The 16,301-nt window shown below is 61.9% G+C and carries 13 protein-coding genes and 2 pseudogenes; 4 read left to right on the forward strand and 11 right to left on the reverse strand.

Annotated features, from left to right (window positions below):
* Window positions 1-37: 37 nt before the first annotated feature.
* The 7 genes from ACZ9H4_RS24110 to ACZ9H4_RS24140 all read right to left on the reverse strand — a co-directional run bounded on the left by ACZ9H4_RS24110 (window position 38) and on the right by ACZ9H4_RS24140 (window position 7,273).
* Window positions 38-808 (reverse strand): enoyl-CoA hydratase/isomerase family protein, encoded by a 771-nt coding sequence (locus ACZ9H4_RS24110; RefSeq protein ID WP_476121274.1) that lies wholly within the window; start codon window positions 806-808, stop codon window positions 38-40.
* A gap of 11 nt (window positions 809-819) precedes the next feature.
* Window positions 820-1,599: an enoyl-CoA hydratase-related protein gene (locus ACZ9H4_RS24115; RefSeq protein ID WP_476121276.1), complete on the reverse strand. Its 780-nt coding sequence runs from the start codon at window positions 1,597-1,599 to the stop codon at window positions 820-822.
* An 11-nt stretch (window positions 1,600-1,610) separates the two neighbouring features.
* Entirely contained in the window at window positions 1,611-2,840 is a 1,230-nt protein-coding gene (locus ACZ9H4_RS24120; protein WP_476121278.1) for a CaiB/BaiF CoA transferase family protein, read from the reverse strand.
* 82 nt (window positions 2,841-2,922) lie between these two features.
* Window positions 2,923-4,260: an MFS transporter gene (locus ACZ9H4_RS24125; protein WP_476121280.1), complete on the reverse strand. Its 1,338-nt coding sequence runs from the start codon at window positions 4,258-4,260 to the stop codon at window positions 2,923-2,925.
* Window positions 4,261-4,365: 105 nt separating this feature from the next.
* A complete protein-coding gene (locus ACZ9H4_RS24130) occupies window positions 4,366-5,604 on the reverse strand; it encodes a CaiB/BaiF CoA transferase family protein (RefSeq protein ID WP_476121282.1) in 1,239 nt (412 codons plus the stop codon).
* Window positions 5,605-5,654: 50 nt separating this feature from the next.
* Entirely contained in the window at window positions 5,655-6,422 is a 768-nt protein-coding gene (locus tag ACZ9H4_RS24135) for a CoA-transferase subunit beta (protein ID WP_476121284.1), read from the reverse strand.
* On the reverse strand, window positions 6,419-7,273 hold the full coding sequence (locus tag ACZ9H4_RS24140) for a CoA transferase subunit A (protein ID WP_476121286.1): 855 nt from the start codon (window positions 7,271-7,273) through the stop codon (window positions 6,419-6,421). The genes ACZ9H4_RS24135 and ACZ9H4_RS24140 overlap by 4 nt, the downstream gene beginning before the upstream one ends.
* Before the next feature lie 141 nt (window positions 7,274-7,414).
* Between ACZ9H4_RS24140 and dgcA the strand changes: the two genes are divergently transcribed.
* Window positions 7,415-8,404, forward strand: coding sequence for an N-acetyl-D-Glu racemase DgcA (gene dgcA, locus ACZ9H4_RS24145; protein ID WP_476121288.1), 990 nt, complete (start codon window positions 7,415-7,417; stop codon window positions 8,402-8,404).
* A 50-nt stretch (window positions 8,405-8,454) separates the two neighbouring features.
* Here dgcA and ACZ9H4_RS24150 read toward each other — a convergent pair whose 3' ends face one another.
* Entirely contained in the window at window positions 8,455-9,240 is a 786-nt protein-coding gene (locus ACZ9H4_RS24150; protein ID WP_476121290.1) for an IclR family transcriptional regulator, read from the reverse strand.
* Window positions 9,241-9,342: 102 nt separating this feature from the next.
* On the opposite strand from ACZ9H4_RS24150, the gene ACZ9H4_RS24155 reads away from it, so the two are divergent.
* From ACZ9H4_RS24155 to ACZ9H4_RS24165, 3 genes are read left to right on the forward strand one after another with little or no spacing between them, the layout of a single operon-like run.
* Window positions 9,343-10,170 (forward strand): SDR family NAD(P)-dependent oxidoreductase, encoded by an 828-nt coding sequence (locus tag ACZ9H4_RS24155; protein WP_476121292.1) that lies wholly within the window; start codon window positions 9,343-9,345, stop codon window positions 10,168-10,170.
* A gap of 1 nt (window position 10,171) precedes the next feature.
* Window positions 10,172-11,623: an NAD-dependent succinate-semialdehyde dehydrogenase gene (locus tag ACZ9H4_RS24160; protein ID WP_476121294.1), complete on the forward strand. Its 1,452-nt coding sequence runs from the start codon at window positions 10,172-10,174 to the stop codon at window positions 11,621-11,623.
* A 54-nt stretch (window positions 11,624-11,677) separates the two neighbouring features.
* Window positions 11,678-12,646, forward strand: a complete 969-nt coding sequence (locus tag ACZ9H4_RS24165; RefSeq protein WP_476121296.1) for a LysR substrate-binding domain-containing protein — start codon at window positions 11,678-11,680, stop codon at window positions 12,644-12,646.
* Here ACZ9H4_RS24165 and ACZ9H4_RS24170 read toward each other — a convergent pair.
* From ACZ9H4_RS24170 to ACZ9H4_RS24180, 3 genes and pseudogenes are all read right to left on the reverse strand, one after another.
* Window positions 12,647-13,441 (reverse strand): annotated as a pseudogene (locus ACZ9H4_RS24170) (enoyl-CoA hydratase-related protein).
* Between the two features lie 51 nt (window positions 13,442-13,492).
* Window positions 13,493-14,200: a glucose 1-dehydrogenase gene (locus ACZ9H4_RS24175; RefSeq protein WP_476121501.1), complete on the reverse strand. Its 708-nt coding sequence runs from the start codon at window positions 14,198-14,200 to the stop codon at window positions 13,493-13,495.
* Window positions 14,201-14,294: 94 nt separating this feature from the next.
* Window positions 14,295-16,293, reverse strand: a pseudogene (locus tag ACZ9H4_RS24180) (oxidoreductase).
* Window positions 16,294-16,301: the final 8 nt, after the last annotated feature.

Consider the following 16,301-nt stretch of genomic DNA (forward strand, 5'->3'; position numbering starts at 1 on the left):
ACAATGTTTCGTTGCTTCTCATTCACTGGTCACTAGGTCAGCGGTCCTTAAACGCCGGCTTGCGCTTTTCGATGAACGCGCGCATGCCCTCTTCGGCGTCTTCCGTTTGAAATGCAAGCGTGGAAAGGTCCGCCTCGACCAACAGTCCCTTCTCCAACGGCGAGTCGAACGCGCGCTCCACGGCCTGCTTCGCAAGCATCAGCGCGATCTTGCCGTGTCCCGTGAACTGGCGAACGAACTGCGCGCCCAACTCGTGAGCCTCGCCGTCGTCGACCACCGCGTTGACGAGGCCAATTCGTTCGGCATCCGTGGCACCGATGGTCTTCCCCGACATGATCAACTCGAGCGCGCGTGCTTGTCCCACGATGCGGGGCAAGCGCTGTGTACCGCCATATCCCGGAATCAGCCCAAGCCGGATTTCCGGCAAACCCATCTTCGCCGACGAAGTGGCTACGCGAAACGTACAGGCAAGGGCCATTTCGAGGCCGCCACCAAACGCATATCCCTTGATGACCGCCACCGAAGGGATCGACAGCCCATCGATCTTCTGGAAAACGGCTTGTCCAAGCTGCGCGCCCTGCCGTTGCGCGACAAGTCCTCGTCCGGTCAACTCCTTGATGTCGGCGCCAGCGCAAAGCGCTTTCTCTCCGCGCCCGGAAATCACCAGTGCACGCGCATCCGAAGCCTTGACCTCGTCAAGGGCTTCCGCAATTTCGCCGAGCACGCTAAAACTAAGTGCGTTCAGGGCTTCTGGCCTGTTCAGGGTGACGAATGCCAAACCATCGTCAAAAGAAAGCTCCACGCTCATGCTGGCTCCTTTCAATGACCGAATCGGTTGGTGTCCGGCGAGCGGCGTTCAGAAAACGCCTGTGCGAGCTCGTCCTGTTCTTCGCTGCCCAGATAGGCGCGCAGCAAGAGGTCGTGCGTCACCCGGGAAAGACCTGAAACACCGCCGTGACGGGCGTTGAACGCCCCCTTGATGGACGCCAGCGCAAAAGCACCGCGCTCCGCGACCTCCAGGGCGTATTCGCGCGTGGCGGTTTTGAGTTCTCCGTCGGGTACAACTTTGTTGATGAGCCCCATCTCCAGTGCTTCGTGCGCCGTAATCTTCTGATTGCGGTACCAGATTTCCTTCGCGCGCTTCTTGCCGACCAGATCTTCGAGATACCACGTTCCGTAGCCCGCATCGAAGCTGCCCACCATCGGACCTACCTGACGGAAGATGGCGCTTTCCTTTGCGATCGTGAGGTCGCACACCACCTGGAGCACATTGCCGCCGCCGACTGCAAAACCGTTGACGGAGGCAATCACGGGCTTTTGCAACCTGTCGATACTTTCGTACATCTCGAGCACAGGAAGAACTCCCGCATATAACTTCGAGTCCTGCATCCCATCCTTGCGACCGCCCGTGCAAAAGAACTTCTCGCCCGCCCCGGTGAGAACGATGACGCGCGTGCGAGTCTCACGGCGAATCTCATTGATACAGTCGCGAATCTCATGGCACATGCGCTCGGTAAACATGTTGCCGTCATCAGGCCGATTAAGTGTGATTGTTCCGACTGGACCGTCTTCCTCGTAAATGATCTCTTCATATGCCATGACTATCTCCTTCAAATGATCTTTTCAGCAATGAGGCGCGCTACATCGCCCTCGCTTAACTTCAGGCGTTCGCGCAGCACCTTTTCCGTGTCGGAGCCGAGGCCGGGCGGGGCGGTCCTGTGGACTGCGCTGCTGCCGTCAAAGCGAATTCCCAGACCAACCTGTGGTATCGGTCCGTCCTCGCCCTCGACTGCGTAAAACATGCCCTTTTCTTGCAGGACTTTGTCGGTAACAACCTGGTCCACGCGGTTAATCGGGCCTGCCGGGATTCGAGCCGACGCGAACAGGGAAAGCCATTCGGCACGATTGCGGGTGCACAGTATTCCCGCGACTTCAGCCACGATTTCCGCGCGCCGCTCTCTTCGGGCGGTGTTCGTCGCAAATTGCTCGCGGTCTCCGAACTCCGGGCGCTCCACGGCCTGCCAGAACCGCTTCCAGATTGCATCGTTTCCGAGGCCCAGCGTGATTGGCTCGTCGGCCGTATCGAATACTTGATAGATCGCAATGACAGAATCGCGTCCACCGGATCGAGACATGCGTTCGCCGGTTGCCATATACGGGACGATTCGCGGCGACATAAAGCGGACCATGCTTTCGACCATTGAAATGTCGATGCTTTTGCCTCGGCCCGTGCGCTGACGCTCGATGATGGCCGCAAGAGTTGCGAGAGCGACGTCCTGACCCGCGAGCAGATCGGCCGCAGGTGTCCCCACTTTCTGGGGCCCGCTATCAGGCTCGCCCGTCAGGTCCATCACACTCGAGTACCCCTCGGCGATCAGGTCGTAGCAAGGCGAGTTTGCACGGGGCCCGGTCAGGCCAAAGCCCGTAAGAGAGACGTGAATCAGCCGCTCATTGATCGAGCGCAGCCGCTCGCTGTCGAGACCGAGCTTCGCCTGCAACCCCTGCACCATGTTCAGCACGATGACGTCGCTGTCGGCCACAAGTTTTTCGACGATCCCGCGGCCCTCCGGATGACGCACGTCCAGCGTGAGGCTCTCCTTATTGCGGTTGACGCTTGCGAACCAAAGCGACTGACGACCGAGAAAAGGGGGTCCCCACGCTCTCGTGTCGTCACCACTCCCTGGCTTTTCGATCTTGAGTACCTCTGCTCCCATGTCGGCGAGCAACTGCGTTCCGTACGGTCCGGCGATCGATGTCGTGAGATCCAGTACACGAACGCCTTGCAGCAGGTTCAGGCTGCCCTCGGCGCGTCGCGTCTCGAGCGTGTCCAGTGGCTTCATTTGCTAAGGTGTCTTAAATGAATGAATGTTCAACGTCGCAACAGACGGCGATCGCGCGCGTATTCAACGCACGCGAAGTCGGTCAGGCATCCAGTTGCAGCGGACGATTGGCCGTTTCCCGCATTAATGCTGATGCAACGAATGCCACGGCGGTAGCGGTCATGACGAAAAATGCGGGCGAGGCCGGATTTCCGGTTCTCGAAACAAGCCACGTGGCGATATAACCTGCCGATCCCCCTGCAAGGATCGAGGCGATGTTATAGCCAAGTGCGAAGCCACTGACCCGCATCGACGCTGGCAGCGTTTCAGCGAGCGTTGCGAGCAGGTTCGCTAGATAGCAAGCCGTGATTTGACCTAGCACCAACTGGACGAGAATCCCCACGGTGGCGCTATGAGTCGCGAGCATGAAGAGCGGGTAGGATGCGAGAACGAAAATGCCGTTCACGGTCATCATCACGCTCTTTCTACCGAACCGATCGGAAAGGTGCGACCAGAATGGCATGGTGATCGCGGCGAGAACGAGCGTCGCCGTCGTTGACCACGCCGCCGTTTTCGCGTCGATGACGTGCTGTGTCTGGAGCAGCGTGCTCATGTAGGTAAACACGGTCCAGTAGCTGGCATTCGAGGTCAACGCAAGTGCGATCACGACCAGCACTGCTCTCGGGCGTGCCTTCAGCACGCCCAGCGCGGGCGACTTCTTGATCTCGTGTTCCTTCGCGATCTCTTCGAACGCGATCGACTCTTCCATACGCAGGCGCACCAGGAGCGCGATGATCCCGAGCGGCAGCGAAACTAGAAACGGAATTCGCCAGCCCCAACCCGCGAAGTCGACGTCCGGAACGAGCGCCCGCGTAAGCGCCACCGTGAAGGAAGCGAGCAGTGTTCCTGATACAGTGCCTAGGTTGACGAACCCGGTCAGATAGCCGCGCCGTTCCACCGGCGACTGCTCGGCGACATACGAAGCCGCCGTTCCGAGTTCGCCGCCTGCCGAGAAAGCCTGAACGCAACGCAGCAGGACGAGCACTGCAGGAGCCAGTACACCGATGGCGCCATATGACGGAATAAAGCCAATCAGCACGCTGGCCGCGACCATGCCGGCCACGGAGAGCGTCAACGCCCTGCGTCGGCCCAGCCTGTCCGCGAGGTGACCGATAACGATTCCGCCAAAAGGACGCAGGAAGAACGAAGCCGCGAAAATCGCGAACGTGGAGAGCAGGCCAGCGGTCGGGTCCGACTTCGGGAAAAAAACCTGCGCGATCGTGGTCGCCAGAAAAGCATAGATCGTGAAGTCGTAATATTCGATCGCCGTGCCGATCCCGGCTCCGATGACGATCCGACGACGCCGTGAGGGGTCGCGCGCGATAGTCGCCTCGACCTCTTGCTCTGCTCTAGATTGAATCGAATTATTTAAGGTACTCATAGCTCGTCTCCTCGTTCCTTGCATGACAACATGGTTGCCCACTGCTCTTATTAATGGCGCCGAACGCGGCGGCGCCAATTCACCCGGCTCGATGGGATGTCCGGATTATTTGACCACTGCGGCTTCGTTGCCTGCAGCGGGCCGGTATTCAACGACGCCTCTCTCGATCAGGTCGTCGATATCGCTTTCCGTCATGCCCAGTTCGCGCGTCAGGATCTCGACGGTATGCTCGCCAAGTCGGGGCGCGGCGGGTCCCACCACGGTCGGGGTTGCGGAAAACCGCAATCCCGACGTGACGACCGGGTAACGACCGTAGAGCGGATGCTCGACGTGCGCCACCTGATTGAGGTGCTTCACCTGCGGGTCTTCGAATACCTTGTCCATTCTGTTGATTGGAGCGACGGGAGCGCCGGTCGCCGAAAGAACATCAACCCAGTGGCTGGTCGTCCTCGTGCGCGTGATGGCGCTAATCATGCCCACCAGTTCCGGCTTGTGCTTCACGCGCTCGCCGTTGGTGATGAAACGTGGGTCCTCGCCCCACTCCGGCTTGCCCAAGGCATCGCACATCTTGCGAAAGAGTTTGTCGTTGGGTGAGCCCATGAGCACCCAACCATCTTCGGTGGGAAACGCCTGGTACGGAGCGACGTTGGCATGGCCAGAGCCCTGCGGTTTCGCAATGCTGCCCCCGATCAAATACTCGCTCGCCACGTTGATCAGGATAGCCAGTTCCGTACTCAGGAGCGAGGCGTCCACGCGTTGCCCCTCGCCCGTGACCGTGCGATGGTGAAGTGCGGCGAGAATGCCGATAGCGGCGTGGAGCCCAGTGGAAACGTCGATCAGCGCAACGCCGGTTTTGACCGGCTCGCCGTCAGCATTTCCCGTCACACCCATCAGGCCGCCGAGCGCCGAGATCATCAGATCGTAGCCTGGACGCTCGCGATACGGACCGGTCTGCCCGAACGCGGAAACCGCGCAGTAGATCAGACCAGCATTAGTTTTCTTCAGCTCTTCGTAACCGAGGCCAAGACGATCCATCACACCAGGGCGAAAACTTTCCACTACGACGTCGGCGTTCTCAATCAGCCGCTTCGCGATCGCCACGCCCTCGGGCGTCTGAAGATCGATCGCCACGCTACGGCGATTGCGATTGAGGCCGAGAAAATATGAGCTCACTTCGCCAACAAACGGGGGGCCCCAGCCGCGGCTGTCGTCGCCGGTCTCGGGTCTTTCGATCTTGATGACATCTGCACCGAGATCGCCGAGGATCGACGTGGAATAAGGGCCCGCAACGACGCGCGTGAAATCTATGACGCGCAATCCTTTCAAACTGGTTTTCTGATTCATGATGTTTTACCGGTTACTTGTCTGCAGTTCGTTCCGTGCTACGACGCCAGTCATCCCGCGAGCTCGCCGCTCGTATCGACGAAGCGACGCAGGATCGACAACTCGTCCGAGGTCGGCGCAGCCGTGGTCGGCCACGACGCGTCTCGCAACGCAAAGCCCGTGTTTTCGATCACGTCGCGAGGATCGACGCCGGGATGAATGGAACGAACCTGCATACATTTCTCTTTGTCGAATTCGAAAGTGACCATCGGCGTCACGCACAAGACCGGGCCGTCGGTCGTGATGCCGAGCTTCTCACGCTCGCCGGGGCCGCCCAGATGGCCAGCCGCCGTCAGGAACTCGACGTTGTCGACGAAGGTCCGGCGTGTATGCGCGGCGCTGAACAGCAGGATTCGTTTGGAAACCACTGCGAACGACGTGTTCGCGAGGCCCGGCCCACGAAAGCGTGGATGACCGTTGGCGTCGTATCCGGTGCCGGTGAGGTTGATGTTGCCGCGACGGTCGATCTGCACGCCGCCGTAGAACATCACGTCGAGCCGGCCGTTCTCGGACATCTCGAACAGGTCATACGCGGTCCCAAGTGCTTCCGCGCCTTCGACCCAGCGGCCGTCGGATGCCGACCGGTACAGGCGCTTCGGCTTGGGATTGACCACGCCCGCAGGCGTGATCAACGTGAGGTTCGGCGCATGCATTCTTTGTGCAAGCAGACACGCAGCAACCGGCACCAGCGAACTCGCGCCGGTTACGGCGAGGTCGCCGTCGCGCAACTCGCGCGCGAGCAGCACGGTCATCAGTTCATCGTTGCTGAAGCCGCTCATCGGACCACCTCCGAAAGCGCGAGAATCCAGTCCGCGCCGCCGACGAGCCGCACGTAGTCTTCGAGCGATTCGGGCTCGTCAACGTAGGGACCGAAATAATCGCGACGCCAGGTGTCGGCGTTAGTGCCTGCCTTGATGTATGCGCCTATGCCCAATTCATCGTGAACATGGATGCCGTGGCTGGAGCACGGATGCGCGCCGAACGGCGCCTGGACGACCGCATCGATTAGGTAGCCTGGAATCGTGGTGCGATTCGGCTCCGCGCGGATATCGCAGTTGTCGACGATCCGGTCCACGGTGACGATCACGTACTTCGACGCCTTCGCGAACAACGGATCGCAAAACGGTGTGCCGAGATTGCGCACGTTGCCGTAGATATCCGCTTCCTGTGCGTGCAGCAGGCACACGTCCGGGCGCAGCGCGACAGGCGCAACGACACCAGAGTCGTTGCGCGGCGCGGCGGCGGACCGGCCGATATCCGTGCCTTTTACCGAGGTGACTGGATGCGAATCGAGGTGTTCGACGGTGGCCATCAGGCCACCGAGGATGGTGGCTTCGTCGGCGTCGATAATACGCACAGTGCCCTCCTGGGCCGCACGACGGAAATTCGGGGCAAAGCCGAGATGCTCGAACGACACGTGGCCGACGGTGGCCTGCGCCACGCAGCCCGCGCCAATCAGCAGATCTACCGCATAGCTCGCCGGCGGGGCCGCGACGATCCGCAGATCCCTGACCTTCCTGCGCGCCAACGCCCTGACCGCCGCGCACGGATTGTTGTGAAACCACAGGCCGCCGAGCGCGACGACCTGACCGGCCCTGACGTGCGCAAGCGCGCCGTCAAGACTTGTCAATTTGCTCCTCCGCGCCGGATGGTGCCGGTGCTCTTCTATGGGTGTCATTTTCATCGACTTAGACCATAATATGTTTGTTGAAACCATAATATGGTTCTAACGAACGTGTGTCAAACTATTTTGCAAACCAGGAGGAGTGAAATGAAGCAGAGATCGCTGGAGGTCGAGCAATGCACGCTGCCGATTCGCGGCGTGTTCCGCATCAGCCGCGGATCGAAGACGCTTGCTGAGTCGATCGTCGTACGTATCGAGGAACGGGGAATCGTCGGCAGCGGCGAGTGCGTGCCGTATGGTCGTTATAACGAGAACATCGAGAGTGTCACCGCGCAGATCCGCGCGGTTACGCCGGCCATCGAAGAAGGAATAGACCTGCAGGATCTGCAGCGCCTGCTGCCGCCCGGATCGGCACGCAACGCGATCGACTGCGCGCTATGGGACCTGCGCAGCCGGCTCACCGGTAGGACGGTGGCCTCGTTCGCAGGGCTCGGCGACACGCTCGCGCCGCAAATCACGGCGTTTACGCTGAGCCTCGACGAGCCGGAAGCGATGGCGAAAATAGCACGCGACTTCGCACATCTGCCGCTGCTGAAATTGAAGCTGGGTGGCGACGGCGACCTTGAGCGCGTGCGCGCGGTGCGCCGCGCCGCGCCGAATGCGCGCCTGATGGCGGACGCGAACGAGTCGTGGCGACCCGAGCATCTGAACGCATTCCTGCCGGAACTCGCCGGACTCGGCATGGAGTTGCTGGAACAGCCGCTGCCAGCGGGCGCCGATGGCGCGCTGCTCGGCTATGCGAGCCCGGTGCCGCTCGCCGCCGATGAGTCATGCCGCGATCTGCGGTCGATTAACGATGTCCGTTCGAAGTACGCGTTCGCGAACATCAAGCTCGACAAGACCGGCGGCCTGACCGAAGCGCTCGCGCTGTCCGATGCGGCGCGCGCCGCGGGCATGAAGGTGATGGTCGGCTGCATGGTCGCATCGTCGCTTTCGATGGCGCCGGGCATCGTGCTCGCACAGAAGGCGGACATCGTGCATCTCGACGGTCCGCTGCTGCTCGCGCGAGACTGCGAGCCGGCGCTGCGCTACGAAGGCGCGACGCTTTTTCCGGATGCGAAGGTCTGGTCGATCTGACGCTTGAAACGAGGCCGTCGCCGGGCCTGCATCGCCAGACCCGGAGGCTTTTACTCGAAGTAACTCAACCGGCGCGAAATCTCCCGGCCGGTCGCCGTCACCGCGTCGACGAGTTCCGCGACGCGCTTCGGGTCGCTTACGCGCGACTTAAGCACCGGAATGCTGACGGCGGCGATTACCTGTCGCGTATGATCCCGGATGGGCGCGGCCACGGCCCATACGTCGCGCTCGGTGAATTCGTCGTTGATCGCGTAGCCTTTTTCGCGCACCTCCGCGAGCAACGCTAGGAATGCCTTCGGGCTGGCCAGCTCCGGCGCCTCACCGGGACGCCATTGCGCCGGCGACGGCAGCATCCCTTCCAGCTGATTGGCGGACAGCCACGCGAGCAGAATCTGCCCCGCAGCACGGCCGTCCCATGGCGGACGCCGATATCCAATCGGGCTGAAAATCTTGATGGTCTGGTTCGTCACGCGACGATCGACGAACACGACGTCGTGATCGATCAGCACCGTCAGTTGCACATTCTCGCCAGTGCGATCGCGCAGATCGTCGAGCGGCTGGCTCGCACCCGAGATGAGGTCGTTACCCTGCACCGCCGCGGCCGCGAGCCGGACGATCTCGACGAATGGCGAATACTTCCCGGTCCGGGTGTCCTGCCTCACAAATCCCTTGCTTTCCAGTGCGTCGAGGATGCGGCGCACGGTGCTCGGCGCAAGGTCCAACCGACCGGTGATTTCCGACACCGTCAGCGCAGGCTCGTCGGTGGAAAACACCTTCAGAACATCGAGCATACGTTCGGCTGACCGCAACGTTTGTCCGGTTGCGAGTTTAGGCACGTCTTTCTCCTCCGTCTTCGATAGCGAAACCAATCCCGGCGCAATCTGTCGCCATACACCATTCTATGGTATCTTCAGCCATATAATGACATCATCTGAAATATGAACGACCCCGATCAGGAGATCCTCATGCGTTTGAGCAACAAAGTGGCTGTGATCACCGGCGCCGCGTCCGGGATTGGACGCGCAATCAGTTTGCGGCTGGCGGCGGAAGGCGCGATGGTAATCGCGACCGACCTGAATGCCGAAGGCGGGACGGGCGTCATTGAAGAGATCAGGAGCAATGGGGGGAAAGCGGCGTTCAGAGCGCTCGACACCACTTCAGAAGAGCAGTGGCGCGATGTGGCAGCGTGGACGGTCGAACAGCACGGTACGCCGGACATACTGGTGAATAACGCCGGAGTATATCTTATCCGCCCTCTCGTCCATACGACGGTCGATGAGTGGGATCTGATGATGAACGTGAACGCGAAAGGCGTTTTCCTGGGTATGCGCGCGTTCGCGCCCTTGATGGCTGCGAAGCGCCGCGGATCGATCGTCAACATGTCGTCGACCAATGCGTTGACCGGCATCGCAGGCAGGTCCGCGTATGCCGCCAGCAAGGCCGCCGTCCGGATCATGAGCCGGACTATCGCGATCGAGTATGCGTTCGACCAGGTGCGAGTCAACGCGGTGTTTCCTGGCTTCGTCAGGACTGCGATCGCCGAATACGGCGCCAAAAAGGCGGGCGCGACGGTCGACGATCTGGGCAGGATGGTCAGCCCACTTGGCCGCATCGCGGAACCCGAGGACGTCGCGAACACCGTCCTCTTCCTCGCATCCGACGAGGCGCGCCATATTACCGGTGCGGAATTCGTCGTGGACGGCGGCTTGACCGCCAGTCCCAACAGTCCGACGCACATCAGCGCGCTCGACCTCGCGGAGTCGTGAAATGACCTTGAATAGCGAATCGCAAATCGACGTTAACCTGTTGATCGACGGTCAGTGGACGGCCGGTTCCGACGGCCTGTGGCTCGAGAACCGCAATCCGGCGACACTGGAAAACATAGGCCGCGTCGCGGTTGCAAGCAGGCCCGATCTCGAACGTGCGGTCAACGCGGTGGCGCGCGCGTTCAAGACGTGGAGCCGCACGCCTGCCCTTGAGCGCTCGAACACCCTGCGCCGCGCCGCCTCGATCTTTCGCGAGCGCGCGGACGAAATCAGCCGTGCGATGACCGTCGAGCAGGGCAAACCGCTCGCCGAATCGCGTCTCGAAGCGGAACTCGCCGCGCAGATCATCGACTGGTTCGCGGAGGAAGGCCGGCGCACCTACGGCCGGATCGTGCCGGGGAGGCAGCCGAACATCCAGCAGCAGGTCATTCAGGTGCCTGTCGGACCGGTAGCCTCGTTCGCGCCGTGGAACTTCCCGCTGACGCAGGTCGCGCGGAAAATCTCGGCAGCGCTTGCGTCCGGATGCACGATCGTCGTGAAGCCGCCCGAAGAAGCGCCGGTCTGCACGTCGGAGCTCGTGCGATGTTTCGTCGACGCAGGCGTGCCAGAAGGCGTCGTCAACATGGTGTTCGGAGTGCCGGGCGACATCTCGTCGTATCTGGTTCCGCATCCTGCGATCAGAAAGATTTCGTTCACCGGCTCGGTGCCAGTCGGCAAGCATCTGGCGTCACTCGCCGGCCAGCACATGAAGCGCGCGACGATGGAGCTGGGCGGCCACGCGCCAGTCATCGTCACGCCGACCGCCGGGCTGCAGGCCGCGGCGAAAACCATCGTGCAGGCGAAATATGCGAACTGCGGCCAGGTCTGCATTTCACCGACGCGTATCCTCGTCGCCGATTCCGTCTACGATAGCTTTGTCGCCGAATTTCTCGACAACGTCGGCAACGTCACGGTCGGCGACGGTCTGCTTCCGGACACGAAGATGGGGCCGCTCAACAACGAGCGCCGGATATCGGCGATGCTACGGCTCGTCGACGACGTGCGCGAGAACGGTGGGCAAGTGCTCACGGGCGGCAACAGGATCGATCGTCCCGGCTACTTCTTCGAGCCGACCGTGGTTGCGGAGCCAAGCCTTCACGGCGCGCTGATGAACGAGGAACCGTTCGGGCCGGTCGCGATCATGCTGCGCTACAAGGAACTGGACGACGCCATCGAAGAAGCGAACCGCTTGCCGTTCGGTCTCGCGGCTTATGCGTTCAGCGACTCGGCCAACGACATCGCGCGCATCACGGCGGGCGTGCAGACTGGCATGCTGGGCATCAATCACACTGCTATCTCGTTTGCAGAGACGCCGTTCGGCGGCGTGAAGGACAGCGGCTACGGGTCAGACGGCGGGCTCGAAGCGATGCGCGGGTATCTGCAGCCGGAACTGGTGACGATCGCCACGCGCTGACGACGCTTGCCGCTGCCGGGACCGAAAGGCAGTGGGTTCATCTCCTCGCCGACCATGGAAGAAACCCGTTCGCCCGGCATGAAAGCGCTTGAGCTTCGGCAACTGCGCTATTTCGCAATCCTTGCGCGAGAACTGCATTTCGGCCGGGCCGCCGACATCGCCTGCGTGACGCAGTCCGCACTGAGCCAGCAGATCGCAAAGCTCGAAGCGTTCGTCGGCATGCCGCTGTTTACCCGCGATACACGCGGCGTCACGCTGACGGCCGCCGGTGATGCTCTGCGCGACGGGGTCGAGCAGGCATTCGGGCAACTGGACCTCGCGCTGCGCGCGGCACGCGAGACGGGGAAAGACCGGGGCTTCATGCTATCGATCGGGCTGGTCGAATACACGAATCTGCCGTTCGTGCCGCCCGCACTGATCCGGCTCCAGGCACTGTATCCCGACGTCGCGATCGTGCGGCGCGAAATGAACGCACGGCGGCAATGGGCGGCGCTCGGCGCATATGAGATCGACGTGGGCTTTGGCGTGCCTGTCGAGCCGCCGGGCAACGATGCGCAGGTCGGCTCGGAAGATCTGCTCGGGTCAGGCTGGTGTCTCTTGATGCGCCGCGGTCACCGATTCGCGCGGCGCACGCGGCTGCATGTCAATGAACTAGCCGCAGAGCGTCTCATCGTGCCCGCGCGATCCGTCAACGAGCCGCTGTACGATTCGGTGCTCGCGCGCTTCGCCAGTGCGAGCGTGCAGCCGAACATCGTGTACGAAACCACGCAATCCCAGGTCGGAATGACGCTGGTGGATCAGGGGCTTGGCTCGATGCTCAGCGCCGCGTACGTGTTTGCGTCGGTGCCGGAATCGCTCGTGTACTGCCCGGTCGACGGCTTCGATCCGCTCACCGTGAAGGTATTCTTTCGTGAAGGTGAAAGCAACCCGCTGGTGCTCGACTTCATCGAACTCGCGATCGAGGAGGCGCGCCGCGCTCAGGCGGGCAACAGTGCTCGCGCTGCCAGACGCGTGACCGATTAATCACTTCTCCGACCTGTCCTGCGACCAAAATCGTGGCTTTCGTTTCTGCAGGAACGCATTGACGCCCTCATGCGACTCGTCGGTGCCGTAATACAGCGCGAGCGCCTGCATGCCAAGACTGCTGATGCCGCGGATCGAATCGGAGTCCGCATTGAACGACCGCTTCGCGATCGCAATCGCGGTCGGACTCAGCGCAAGTATCTCGTCGCACCACCGAGCGACTTCCGCATCGAGCTCCGACGCTGGCACCACCGCATTGACTATCCCCATCGCGAGCGCCTGCGCGGCGGTGTAGCGGCGACACAGGAACCAGATCTCCCGCGCCTTCTTTTCGCCGACGACGCGCGCAAGAAACGCCGTTCCGAAGCCCGGATCGACCGACCCTACCTTCGGACCGACCTGCCCTAGCTGTGCAGTATCCGCGGCGATCGCGAGGTCGCAGCAGGTCACGAGCACGTTGCCGCCGCCGATCGCGTATCCGTTGACTCGCGCGATGACCGGCTTCGGCACTTCGCGAATCAGGCTCTGCAACTCCTCGACCGGCAGACCGATCACGCCGCGGCCGTCATAGCCACCGTCATGCGCGGATTGATCGCCGCCGGTGCAGAACGCCTTTTCCCCCGCCCCCGTCAGCACGATTACGCCGACCGACTTGTCCCGGCCCGCGCGATGCAGCGCGTCGATCAACTAGTCGCACGTCCTGCCGCGGAATGCGTTGTATTTCTCGGGACGGTTAATCGTAATCGTTGCGACGCCCGCCGCCGAGCAATAGAGAACGTCTTCATAAATACTCATCTGTATGGCCTCTTATCCGTGCATGGTCAGTCCACCGGACACGCTGATGACCTAGCCAGTGATGAAGTTGGCGTCGTCGCTGGAGAGAAAGGCCACGGCACCGGGAATGTCATCCGGCTGACCGAGGCGCTTGAGCGGGATTGCACGTTTCAAGCCTTCGTAGACCTTCTGTCCGAAACCGCCCTCCTCTGTGAACGACTCGAGCAGCGCCGTCTCGATCGGCCCTGGGCACACGACGTTGACACGGACGTTGTGACGGGCCACCTCGCGCGCCAGCGTCTTGCTGAACGCGATGACGCCACCCTTGCAGGCTGAATAGACCGATTCGCCCGATGAACCGACTCGTCCCGCGTCGGAGGCGATGTTCACGATCTTGCCGCCACCGGCCTTGATCATCATCGGCACGATCGCATGCTGCAGGTTGAGCGGCCCACGCAGATTGATTGCGATAACCTTGTCCCAGAAGTCCGGCGTAGTGTCGACGAACTGGATCGGTTGATCCCAACCGGCATTGTTGATCAATATATCGACGTTTCCTGCACGATCGGCGACGGCTGCGAGCTCGCGCGCGACTGCGGCATGATCGGTAATGTCCAGCGTCAACGGGATCAGCTGCTCCGCGTATTCGTGCAGCCCGGTGATGAAGCGATCGAGCGCGTCCGAGTTGATGTCGGTAGCCACGACGCGCGCGCCCTCCTCGCAGAACCGTTGAGTCAGCGCGCGGCCGATTCCACCGCCCGCTCCTGTGATGACAGCCAGCTATCCTTTCACTCCACGCATGACACGACTCCTTGAAAGGGATAGTGCGATGATTTCGTGCTGCTTCCTATATATCCACTGCAAGACGCGTCGCCTAGTCGATCGCTCGCAGCGCATCCAGCTCGCTGTCGACGTCGGCGCCGCCGATCAGCGTGGCGTTTACGCCCAGGTCGCGAAGCTTCCCGTGCAGTGTCCGGTTCGATAGCTGGCCAGCGCAGAGGACAACGTTGCCGACCGCAAGAGTGAACGGCTCGCCGTCGACACGGTAATGAAGACCTTGATCGTCGACGCGATCGTAGGAGGCGCCGCCGATCATCTGAACGCCGGCGTTTCGAAGCCGGGTCTTCAGGATCCATCCGGTGGACTTGCCGAGATGTCTGCCCAACGGCCCGGCCGTGCGTTGCAGCATGTAGACCGCGCGGCGTCGGGACAAGACCTGAACCGGATCGACGACACCCCCGGGTGTCGAATGCGTGCCATCAACGCCCCATGCCCTCAGGAAAGCCGTCACGTCGCGTGAGTCGTCGGCCTGGTCCGCCACCAGGAAGTCGGCAACGTCGAAGCCGATACCGCCCGCGCCGATGATCGCCACCCGTTCGCCCACGGCCACGCGATGCAGCAATACATCCACGTAACTGAGCACTTTCGGATGATCGACGCCATCGAAAACCGGCTTACGAGGCACCACGCCAGTCGCCAGCACGATTTCCGCGAATTCGCCCGACGCGAGCTCCCGCGCCGACGCAGTGTGCCCCAGCCGCACGTCGACGCCGGTCTTCTTCAGCATCGCCCGGAAATAGCGTAGTAGCTCGTTGAACTCGCTTTTTCCCGGCGCCACTTTCGCCATGTTGAGCTGGCCACCCAGTTCACCCGCCGCCTCGAATAACGTGATGCGATAACCGCGTTGCGCGGCATTGATCGCGAACGCCATACCGGCGGGTCCCGCCCCGACCACGGCGAGCCGTTTGACGGGATCCGCTCTCTTCGGCGCGAATTCGATTTCATGCCCCGCGCGCGGATTGACGAGACACGTGGCCGAGCGCTCCGTGAAAATGTGATCGAGGCACGCCTGGTTACAGGCAATGCACGGGCTGATTTCGTCGACCACGCCGAGCCGGGTCTTCATGGCGAACTCGGGATCGGCCAGCAGCGGCCTCGCCATCGATACCAGATCCGCGATACCCGATGCAATCAAGTCTTCGGCGACCGCCGGGGAGTTGATCCGGTTCGATGCGATCACCGGAATCGACACCGCACGCTTCACGTTGGCGACGGCAAATGCCCATGCCGCGCGAGGCACGGACGCCGCGATCGTCGGCACCGGTGCTTCATGCCATCCCACACCGGTGTTGATGGCGTCCGCACCGGCAAGCTCGATCCGACGCGCAAATTCAGCCGTTTCGCTGCCGCTCATCCCATCCTCGACCAGGTCGATCGCCGAGATTCGATAGACCAGCATCATGTCGGCGCCGATCCGCGCGCGAACGGCACCGATGATTTCCAACGGGAACCGCAGGCGTGCGTCGAAATCACGCGCCAAACGCGTCGTCGCGCTGATTAGTGCGGGCAGCGGTGAATTCGTTGATCAGGTATCCCACGGAGCCCATGATCCCGACGCCGTCATACCCAGCTGATCTGGCGAGCTCCGCCGTCCGCGCATAGGCACCGACAATTCCCCATACCTCCGCGGTCGATAGGACCCGGGGCGAGAACCGGTTGATGCGTGCTTTTCCCGCCGAAGGCGCAACACAGTCGGGCACTTTCGCGTAGCGCCCCGCATGCAGTATCTGCTGAACGATCCGGCCGCCGTGATCATGCACCGCGTCGACGGCCGCCCGATGCTGACCCAACTGCTCTTCGCTGTTCAAAATCGGCGAGCCGGCTTCCATTACGCCTTCCGGCGTTGGGGAATAGCCGCCGGTCAGAATCAGCCCGACCTCCCCCTTCGCGCGGGCTCCGTAAAACGCCGCCAGACGCTCGACGGGACGCTCGAGTGTCTCCAGACGCGTATGCATCGCGCCCATCACCATGCGATTGCGGAGCGTCATGCGTCCAAGCTCAAGCGGTGCGAGCAGGCGGGAGAAATTGTTCATTGGGTGAC

It is taken from the genome of Paraburkholderia sp. TE9906, from assembly GCF_056279605.1.

Bases quoted from the DNA above. Each gene is read 5' to 3' on its own strand.
- ACZ9H4_RS24160 (WP_476121294.1), top strand. From the start codon at position 10,172: ATGACCTTGAATAGCGAATCGCAAATCGACGTTAACCTGTTGATCGAC.
- ACZ9H4_RS24110 (WP_476121274.1), bottom strand. From the start codon at position 808: ATGAGCGTGGAGCTTTCTTTTGACGATGGTTTGGCATTCGTCACCCTG.
- ACZ9H4_RS24120 (WP_476121278.1), bottom strand. From the start codon at position 2,840: ATGAAGCCACTGGACACGCTCGAGACGCGACGCGCCGAGGGCAGCCTG.
- ACZ9H4_RS24125 (WP_476121280.1), bottom strand. From the start codon at position 4,260: ATGAGTACCTTAAATAATTCGATTCAATCTAGAGCAGAGCAAGAGGTC.
- ACZ9H4_RS24165 (WP_476121296.1), top strand. From the start codon at position 11,678: ATGGAAGAAACCCGTTCGCCCGGCATGAAAGCGCTTGAGCTTCGGCAA.
- dgcA (WP_476121288.1), top strand. From the start codon at position 7,415: ATGAAGCAGAGATCGCTGGAGGTCGAGCAATGCACGCTGCCGATTCGC.
- ACZ9H4_RS24155 (WP_476121292.1), top strand. From the start codon at position 9,343: ATGAACGACCCCGATCAGGAGATCCTCATGCGTTTGAGCAACAAAGTG.
- ACZ9H4_RS24135 (WP_476121284.1), bottom strand. From the start codon at position 6,422: ATGAGCGGCTTCAGCAACGATGAACTGATGACCGTGCTGCTCGCGCGC.
- ACZ9H4_RS24115 (WP_476121276.1), bottom strand. From the start codon at position 1,599: ATGGCATATGAAGAGATCATTTACGAGGAAGACGGTCCAGTCGGAACA.
- ACZ9H4_RS24130 (WP_476121282.1), bottom strand. From the start codon at position 5,604: ATGAATCAGAAAACCAGTTTGAAAGGATTGCGCGTCATAGATTTCACG.